Origin of the sequence: Acinetobacter sp. YH18001, from assembly GCF_013416975.1 — a bacterium.
Classification (GTDB): Bacteria; Pseudomonadota; Gammaproteobacteria; order Pseudomonadales; family Moraxellaceae; genus Acinetobacter; species Acinetobacter pseudolwoffii.
In genome coordinates this window covers 1-8,847 of the sequence record NZ_VPEU01000062.1, presented here as the reverse complement: position 1 = coordinate 8,847, position 8,847 = coordinate 1, and the positions used below count along the sequence as shown (strand labels likewise).

The 8,847-nt window shown below is 45.2% G+C and carries 10 protein-coding genes; 1 reads left to right on the top strand and 9 read right to left on the bottom strand.

The features are described from left to right. Positions 1-103 precede the first annotated feature (103 nt). The gene (locus FTV48_RS13350) at positions 104-667 is read left to right on the top strand and encodes a 5'-methylthioadenosine/S-adenosylhomocysteine nucleosidase (protein WP_005173404.1); all 564 of its coding nucleotides are present in this window, start codon (positions 104-106) and stop codon (positions 665-667) included. Positions 668-733: 66 nt separating this feature from the next. On the opposite strand, the gene FTV48_RS13345 is transcribed toward FTV48_RS13350, so the two are convergent. The 9 genes from FTV48_RS13345 to FTV48_RS13305 form a co-directional block, all read right to left on the bottom strand. Further along, complete coding sequence (locus FTV48_RS13345; protein ID WP_005173402.1) at positions 734-1,354, bottom strand: TetR family transcriptional regulator C-terminal domain-containing protein; 621 nt, start codon at positions 1,352-1,354, stop codon at positions 734-736. Positions 1,355-1,679: 325 nt separating this feature from the next. Further along, positions 1,680-2,486 (bottom strand): ABC transporter ATP-binding protein, encoded by an 807-nt coding sequence (locus tag FTV48_RS13340; protein WP_100329557.1) that lies wholly within the window; start codon positions 2,484-2,486, stop codon positions 1,680-1,682. A gap of 20 nt (positions 2,487-2,506) precedes the next feature. Then, positions 2,507-3,322 carry an aliphatic sulfonate ABC transporter permease SsuC gene (gene ssuC / locus FTV48_RS13335; RefSeq protein WP_005173397.1) on the bottom strand — a complete coding sequence of 272 codons (816 nt, stop codon included), beginning with the start codon at positions 3,320-3,322 and terminating at the stop codon, positions 2,507-2,509. Next, positions 3,322-4,497, bottom strand: a complete 1,176-nt coding sequence (ssuD, locus tag FTV48_RS13330; RefSeq protein WP_180000662.1) for an FMNH2-dependent alkanesulfonate monooxygenase — start codon at positions 4,495-4,497, stop codon at positions 3,322-3,324. The genes ssuC and ssuD overlap by 1 nt, the downstream gene beginning before the upstream one ends. 89 nt (positions 4,498-4,586) lie before the next feature. Beyond that, positions 4,587-4,799, bottom strand: coding sequence for a hypothetical protein (locus FTV48_RS13325; protein ID WP_100329554.1), 213 nt, complete (start codon positions 4,797-4,799; stop codon positions 4,587-4,589). A gap of 24 nt (positions 4,800-4,823) precedes the next feature. Next, complete coding sequence (locus FTV48_RS13320; RefSeq protein ID WP_180000660.1) at positions 4,824-5,780, bottom strand: sulfonate ABC transporter substrate-binding protein; 957 nt, start codon at positions 5,778-5,780, stop codon at positions 4,824-4,826. Positions 5,781-6,111: 331 nt separating this feature from the next. Then, complete coding sequence (argA, locus tag FTV48_RS13315; RefSeq protein ID WP_005173384.1) at positions 6,112-7,455, bottom strand: amino-acid N-acetyltransferase; 1,344 nt, start codon at positions 7,453-7,455, stop codon at positions 6,112-6,114. Between the two features lie 133 nt (positions 7,456-7,588). Further along, entirely contained in the window at positions 7,589-7,975 is a 387-nt protein-coding gene (locus tag FTV48_RS13310) for an RcnB family protein (RefSeq protein ID WP_005173379.1), read from the bottom strand. Between the two features lie 246 nt (positions 7,976-8,221). After that, positions 8,222-8,611 carry an RcnB family protein gene (locus tag FTV48_RS13305; RefSeq protein WP_005173376.1) on the bottom strand — a complete coding sequence of 130 codons (390 nt, stop codon included), beginning with the start codon at positions 8,609-8,611 and terminating at the stop codon, positions 8,222-8,224. Positions 8,612-8,847 lie beyond the last annotated feature (236 nt).

The window sequence follows — 8,847 nt, the reverse complement described above, 5'->3', positions numbered from 1 at the left end:
TTTAAATGGATCCGATCAGCGCATTCCTGCTTTTCATTCAGCGAATTTTGCTTTCTAATGTCAGCGCTTTTCTTTGTATTTTTCTTTGTATCAGGTATTTCAAATGTCCAATCTGGCACTCATCATGGCGCTACCCAATGAATCAAAAGGCTTGTTTGAAGCTCAAGGCATAAATGTGCATTACAGCGGAATTGGTAAAGTGAACGCAGCCTTTAAAGCCTTCGAGGTGATTCAAAAAACGGGCTGCAAAACCTTGCTGAATTTGGGTACAGCCGGCAGCTCGCATTTTAATGCTCATGACCTGATTGAAGTCAGTCAGTTTGTACAGCGTGATATGGATGTTTCACCACTCGGTTTTGAAGTCGGCGTAACACCCATGGATCAGGATTATCCTGCCGCGATTGAACTGGAGGCTTTCTTTGAACATTTACCCAAAGGAATTTGCGGGACAGGCGACAGTTTTGAAACCGGTAGTGCGAAAGTGCCATGTCATCTGGTCGATATGGAAGGTTATGCCTTGGCAAAAGTGTGTAAGAAGCTCGGTGTTCGCCTGATTTCAGTCAAGTATATTACGGATGGGGCCAATGAGACTGCGCATCTGGACTGGGAAGAAAACCTGTTACTGGGTGCGAAAAAGTTATTAGATTTATATCGAATGGTAAAATAAGAGAGAAGGGTAAGTTTGCTCGGCGACCATAGCAGCTATGGTCGTATGCCAATCAGAAGCGCTTGCTTATTTATCCGTACGTGGAATCACGCCGTATAACATCATATTGACCGTATGCTGGATAATGCGTTGCTGCATACTGCGGTTACGCAAGGTTTTCCCTGTCACCATTTCCATCTGGGTCGAAAAATCTGCATAGTTCTGGGTAAGGGCCCAAATATTCAGAATCAGCAATTCAGGATCGATATCTGCTGAAATCTTGCCCTGTTCCTGCCAGTTAGAAATGACTTTGGCCTTACGCTTCACCAGTTTCTTTAGCGGGCCTTTTAAAATTTCCAGTATATGCGGTGCGCCTTGGATCACCTCTAAAGCAAACAAACGAGATGCTTTAGGCTGGGTACGCGATACTTCAATTTTTTGCATTAAATAGTTGGTAATCGCTTCTTCAGGCTCAAGTTCGGCCTCAAGGGTTTGTAAAGGCGCCAGCCATTTTTGTAGAACGGTGGTCAATACCTCTACATAGAGGGCTTCTTTATTTTCATAATAATAGAAAATATTCGACTTATGCATTTCTGCAATCTGTGCAATTTCATCTAGACTTGCCCCATTAAAACCGTACAGGGAAAATACATCTAGTGCAGCATTCAGCAGCTGGTTGCGTTTTTGAGTACTCTTTTTTTGTTCCATTAGCAAATATAAAAAACAATGAAAAAATGGGAATCCTCAATTGTACGGCAAATCATCAGATTTGTGCACACAGTCCATGGCTAATTTTTTGAATAATGATGATTTATCCTCTAGATCAATATTTAAAATGGCTTAAATGCATCAAGCCAGAGCAAAAAATGCAAGTTTATGAAAATACTTAAATTATTGAAATATTTTTATTTTGAAATAGAGTCAAAAAATGAATGCTTTTATGACCCAGATTAGCCTGCAGTTTTAAATTCAGCTCAGGACTTGGCTTGAAGATGAAACCCAAAACTCCCCTATTCTGGGCTTCATCGGATATTTAGGTGGCCAAAACCGCCTGTAAGACTTGCTGTTCCAGTTCTGCAAATTTCAGGCTTTTTTGCCGTGGACGTGGCAAGCCAACCCGAAACTCTTTGGCAATATGACCCTTATCCAGCAGGATAATCCGGTCTGCCAGTTGCACTGCCTCACTGACATCATGAGTCACCAGAATCGCGGTAAAGCCTTGCTCGGTCCATAAGCGTTCGATCAGGTTTTGCATCTCCAGACGTGTCAGGGCATCCAGGGCGCCGAGTGGTTCATCCAGCAGCAGAATACGGGGCTGATGCGATAATGCACGTGCTAGGGCAGTCCGTTGACGTTGACCGCCAGACAACTGTGATGGCCACAGCCCGGCTTTTTCTTTTAAGCCCACTTTTTCCAGCATGTGTGAAGCTTTGGCATGTTGCTCTTTGCCGAGGCCTAATTGTACATTCTGTTCGATGCTACGCCATGGCAGCAGGCGCGGGTCTTGAAACATCACCCGAATATCATCTGCAGTAATTCCTTCACGGATATGCCGTGCGGATTTAAACTTGATTTCGCCATAACTCTGTTTTTCCAGATCAGCAATCAGGCGCAAAAGGGTACTTTTACCACAACCACTACGACCGACAATCGCCAGAAATTCGCCCGGTTGAATATGCAGATCCAGATCTTCCAGAACTTTGACTGAACCATAAAATTTGTGCAATTGTTCAATAATGATTTCGGCACCAAGGGCTGCATTCGGATTGATATCTTTCGCAGGTTGCTCGGGTGGTGCAATCGGGTCATTGACATGACGCCCTAAACTCAGATCAGTCATTACATGCTCCTCATTTCAATTTATTTTTGATAGCCGGCATGCCAGCGCAGCAGGAATCGTTCTAAGGCGACTGCCAGCACATCGGCCAGTTTACCGAGCAGGGCATAGAGTAAAATACCGACCAGGACGATATCCGTTTGCAGGAATTCGCGTGCATTCATGGTCATATAGCCAATACCGGACTGGGCAGAAATCGTTTCGGCAACAATCAAAAGCACCCAGACCAGCCCTAGAGAAAAGCGTAGCCCGACTAAAATGGAAGGCATTGCTCCCGGGAGAATAATCTCTTTATACAGCTGCCAACGCGTGAGGCCATAGCTTTTACCCATCTCGATCAATTGTGGATCGACTGAGCGAATTCCGTGATAGGTATTGATATAAATCGGGAAAAATACCCCGATCGCGACTAAAAACAGTTTGGCGGATTCATCAATGCCGAACCAGAGAATCACCAATGGAATCAGCGCGAGCGCCGGAATGTTGCGGATCATCTGCAAAGTGGTATCGAGCAGGGTAGAGGCGATTTTGGATGAACCATTTAACAGACCCAATAACAGACCTAAACCACCACCGACCAATAAGCCGCTGATGGCACGTCCTGCGCTGACTTGTACATGAGTCTGGAGTTCGCCGCTGAGCAATAAATTCCAGAAGGCCAAAATTACTGCAGTGGGTGCAGGCAAAATCCGGCTTTCCAGTAGACCTGTGCTGGAAGCAATTTGCCAAATGGCAATCAATACAACTGGAACCAGCCAGGGCAGCAAATGCCGCCCCAGAATTGTTCCACGTGAAACCTGCTTTTTTGAGAGGGTTTCAACGGAAACGACTTTCGACATTAAACAGACTCCTGAATTTTCTCAGCCTGCTTGTTCTCATCCGGTGTGTAGTTATTCGCTACGATTTCACCGAATGGACCCGTCAAGTTTGGTTGAGCCAATTTTTTCTGGGTTTCCAGTGGAAGGAATGGGAACACCAGTTCGGCAAAACGGATGGATTCTTCCAGATGCGGGTAACCAGAAAAAATGAAAGTATCAATTCCTAAGTCCGCATATTCCTGAATACGTGCTGCGACAGTTTCCGGGTCACCGACCAATGCAGTCCCTGCGCCACCACGCACCAGTCCTACACCGGCCCAGAGGTTTGGCGATACTTCCAGCTTGCTACGGTCGCCGTTGTGCAATTCAGCCATACGACGCTGACCGACCGAATCCATAGATTTGAACTTGGCTTGGGCCGCTGCAATGGTGGCATCATCGACATATTGAATCAGTTCTTCTGCTGCTGCCCAAGCCTGTTCATTGGTTTCACGCACAATCACATGCAGGCGGATACCGTAGCTCAGTTCACGACCCTTAGCGGCTGCCTTGACACGGACATTTTCAATTTTTTCTTTGACTGCTGCTGGTGGTTCACCCCAGGTCAGGTAAGTGTCCACCTGATCGGTGGCCAGCTCAACCGCATCATCTGAAGAACCACCGAACCAGAGCGGCGGATGTGGCTGTTGTACAGGTGGATAGAGGAGTTTGGCATCATCGACACTTAAGCGTTCGCCGTGGAAAGTGAAGCTTTCACCAGTATGTGAACGCTTCAGAATTTCACGCCAGATAGTGGTGTATTCAGTGGCAGTTTTATAGCGGGTTTTGTGATCTTCATAGACGCCATCACCTTTTAGCTCCTGCTCATCACCACCAGTAACCAGATTTAGCAGCACCCGGCCATTGGATAAACGGTCAAAGGTTGCAGCCATACGTGCCGCCAGCGCAGGTGTGGTCACCCCGGGACGAAGTGCCACCAGGAATTTTAGTTTTTTCGTTGCATCAATCAGGCTGGCAGCTGTTAACCAAGGATCTTCACATGAACGGCCTGTGGGAATCAGGACACCTTCATAACCTAAGTTATCGACCGCAACTGCAATCTGCTTCATATAGGCATGATCGACTTGGCGTGCACCTTTGCTGGTGCCCAAGTATCGACTGTCACCATGTGTTGGGATAAACCAGAAAATTTTCATGCTCGATATCCTTAAAATTAAATTGCTCAGAAATTAATGTGGAGTAGTAGGCGACCAAATCTGTTGCTGGACGCTAATGTGATTAGGAATTAATTGAACCCGCTGGAACAGGTCAGCTTGTCATTGCGTGCTACCAGCAGATTCAAGGCTGATTTCTGAAAACTCATCGCAATGCTTTGAACCTGTTGCCGTGCTGTATGTTCTGCAGCAGTGCTTCGCTGTGGCTTGTGTTTCCGGCAAGCAGTCAGAGCCAAGCTGCATAAGGCTAAACTGAGGTAGGAAACCGTTTTTAAATGACGCATCTGTATTCTCGAATTATTCTGTTGTTATTTAATAATCGCTGCATCAATATTCAGCTTTTGTGGAATCAGCTGCTGCGCATAAAACGCATTTGCCACCTGTTGCTGTTTTTGAATCACGTCAGTCGTGAGAGGTTTAACGCCAAAGCCCATACGGGAAATCGAGGTTTTTAAGACATCAACGGCCAGACCGGTCGGTTGTTGCAGAAGTTTGGCTGCTGCATCCTGGTTTTTTGCAACCCAGTCCGTGGTCAGATTCAGTTCATTGACGACTGCCTGTACCACCTGAGGATGGCTTTCTGCAAACTTGCGATCTGCCAGATAAAATTGGTGATTGCTCACGATGTTCTCACCCGTGGCAATCACACGCGCGCCAATTTGATGTTCAGCAGCGGCAAAGAATGGATCCCAAATCACCCAAGCGTCCACTGCACCACGTTCAAAAGCTGCACGTGCATCAGAGGGTGGCAGGTAAATCACTTCAATATCGCTGAGTTTCAGATTGTTGGCTTCAAGAACTTTCAACAGTAAATAATGCACGTTGGAACCTTTGTTCAAGACCACACGTTTGCCTTTCAGATCCTGAATCGATTGAATCGGGGAGTCTTTCGGTACAATTAGGGCTTCGGCTTTAGGCGCTGGTGGCTGGTTTGCGACATAGACCAGATTTGAGTTCGCTGCCTGGGCAAAAATGGGGGGTGCTTCACCTGCTTCACCAAAAGACACGCTGCCGACATTCAGGCCTTCAAGTAACTGTGGGCCAGCCGGAAACTCCACCCATTTCACATTTACGCCTTGTTTTTTTAATGAGGCTTCTAGCGTGCCGCGTTCTTTTAAAATTGGCAGTACGCCGTATTTTTGGAAACCAATGTTTAGGGTGGTGGTATCTTCCTGTTTTGAACAGCCAGAAAGCATCATGACGCCAGCCATTGCAGTACCGAGTACTGCAGTTTTTGCTAAAAACTGAACATTAGATTGGCGCATGAAGCAAAACTCCCGAAAGTGAAAACTAGCGAATAAAACCTAGACATACGCTAATCGTTTTTGTTTTTCTAAAAAAATAACTATTCAGGAATTTCTAATGAAGAAAAAAGATAAATAAAAAAACGCAAAACTTATGCGAAAAAGTGATTTATATGACAATGAAGATCTGCCAATAAAATTAATCAAGCTTATGAAATATATATTTATTTTTATAAATTCAATCTGCTGATATATTTAGCTAAAAAGCAGCAATGGCATTTTAAAATTTAAATTGGAATTGTCAGATATCTTTATCTGAAATTAAGCTAAGGCACTCAAAGAAAAAGTCACCTTAAAGTGACTTTTTACAAACGATTGAATTGCGTTGATAATTATAAAATGCCTGACGAGCATCCGGCAGGTCATCGACTGAAGTTGGTTCAAAGCCCTGTTCCAGAAACCAGTGCGCGGTACGCGTGGTTAAAATAAACAGCTGCTGAATCTGCATGCTTTTGGCTTTTTCTTCAAGATAATGCAAGATCTGGCTACCGCGATTGGACTGGCGATAACTTGGATGCACTGCGACACAGGCAATTTCTGCAGAACGTAATTCATCGCCCGTGGTCGGAATCGGGTAAAGGGCTGCACAGGCCAGAATCATGCCATCCCGTTCAATCACGGCAAACTGGTTAATTTCATTTTCCAGACGTTCACGGGAACGATAGACCAGAATCCCTTCTTCTTCTAATGGACGCAGCAAGCCGATCAGGCCACCGACATCCTGAATATCTGCCATTCGCACTTCTTCATAATGCGCGTCAGTGACCAAGGTGCCGGAACCATCTCGGGTAAACAGCTCTTCAAGTAGCGCACCATCATAGGCATAGGAAATCAGGTGCACCCGATGTACGCCGTTCATGGAGGCCTCTTGTGCTGCCTTAAGTTGCAAGCCTCTTTCAAGCCCATCTTGTTCTGCCGGAATATAGTCATCCAGCTGTTGCGGGGTGACTTCGCGTTTGAGCTGGCCGTTACTGTCCATTAAACCATGCTGCTTGCCCAGAAAAATCAGCTTATCTGCCTTCAGTCGAATCGCAGTTTTGGTCGCAACTTCTTCAGCCAATAGATTAAAAACTTCGCCGGTGGTGGAATAACCAGTCGGGCCAAGCACCACAATATTATGGCTGTCCAGATGTCGCTGAATCGCATCGGTATCGACCGCGCGGACTTCACCAGTGAGCTGAAAATCTATGCCATCACGAATGCCATAAGGTTTGGCCGTCACAAAATTTCCTGAAACCGTATCAATACGGGCACCATACATCGGTGAGTTGGCCAGTCCCATAGACAGCAGGGCTTCAATTTGCAGACGAATCGAACCGACCGCATTCATCACACAGCTTAAGGATTCACGTGTGGTTACCCGGCGCTGCTGATGAAAGGGCGTACTGATCTGGCTCTGGGCCAGATTCTGGTTAATTTGCGGACGTGCACCATGTACCAGAATCAGCCGAATGCCCAAAGAGTGCAATAAGGCGATATCGTGAATGATATGTTGAAAATTGTCATTTAAGACCGCTTCACCATCAAACATGATCACAAAGGTTTTATTGCGGTGCGCATTGATATAAGGCGCAGAATGGCGAAACCAGTGCACATATTGCAATGTTGTGCTGTGTGAGGTTTCTGCTGAAGTCATGCCTGTGCCTATTTCAATGATTGAAGATCCAGCTTTGATTCTAATGAAAAAAAACGCAAGTGGAAGTGCAGAAATAAAAAAACACCTGAAGGGGACTTCAGGTGTCTGCAAGACGAGCAGCAATGGAGAAAAATTAATTGATGATTCGTACAATTCTATTGCTACGTTCATTGACCAGAACGTAGTCATTGTTGACTTTGTACCATTGCTGGAAACGGCCGGTATTCGGTAAACGGCGAGCTTCGCGATCACTCACTTCAAAACGCTTGTTATCGTATTGACGCGGTAAGCTTTGTCCTACGCGCCAGTCACGGCTTGGATTAACCATACGGTTGTTATGGCGGCGGTCATCATTCCAGCGACGGTCGTCATTCCATTTTTTACTGTCTTTGGCATTCCAGTGCGGTGCCGGTTTATGCGGATTATGGTTATAACGCGGGTCATGCTGTGGTGCTGCCATTGCAGAAGTAGCCAACAAAGCACTTAGGGATAACGCAATTGTAGTTAGGACTTTTTTCATGGCTCTCACCTAAAATGTAGATCTGATTTCGATGAGATTAAATTAGCGAATAAGTACATAGAAAGCGTGAGGGCTATTTAGTTAAATTGTTAAATTCATGAAGAAATTTAGAAGATAAATCACTTGAACCAAAAGTGTGAAAATCAGCAGGAGTTTTAGTTCAAAAATTTTCAATTGCTGAAAATAAAAAAAGACCCAAACATGGTTGAGTCGATACGAGGATCGGAGCTTGAACAGGATGGTGAATTAATCCCCCACAATCCGGATAATGCTGTTATTTTCAGAATTGACCAGAATGTAGTCATTGTTAATTTTATACCACTGCTGTTTGCGATCTGGTCGAGGCAGGTTATGCTCTTTATATTCGACTTTATAGCCATTGCCACGATAATGCTGCGGCATGACATAGCCAGGCTGCCATCTGAGCTGTTGCAGGCGTTTGACCCCGCGTTCTTCACGCATACGGCGTTTATCATGTTGCCCTTGATCATTTTCACGGAATTCACGGCCTTTCTTGCCATGCCCATGACGGCTATCCATTTGTGATTCAGCATTGAAATGAGGGGAGGCTATTGCAACATGACTCAGCATGAATGTACTGCAGGAGATCGCTAATGCCACCAAAACCTTTTTCATGTTGAACCCTCATTAAATTGTTCATGTTCTACTGTGTCTAATATACGGAAAGATTACAGAGAAACTGTGAAGAACAGGCACAAGTTTTATAACAAATGCAGAGATATTATGATTATGTCATGATTTTACATGACCTTAGACTATGCATGTACCTTATGGCCCGGCATGCCGAGCTTGGTTCTTATCTCATCAAAGTGAGGCTCAACATGCAAGCTAAAATCGATGATATCGCTCAA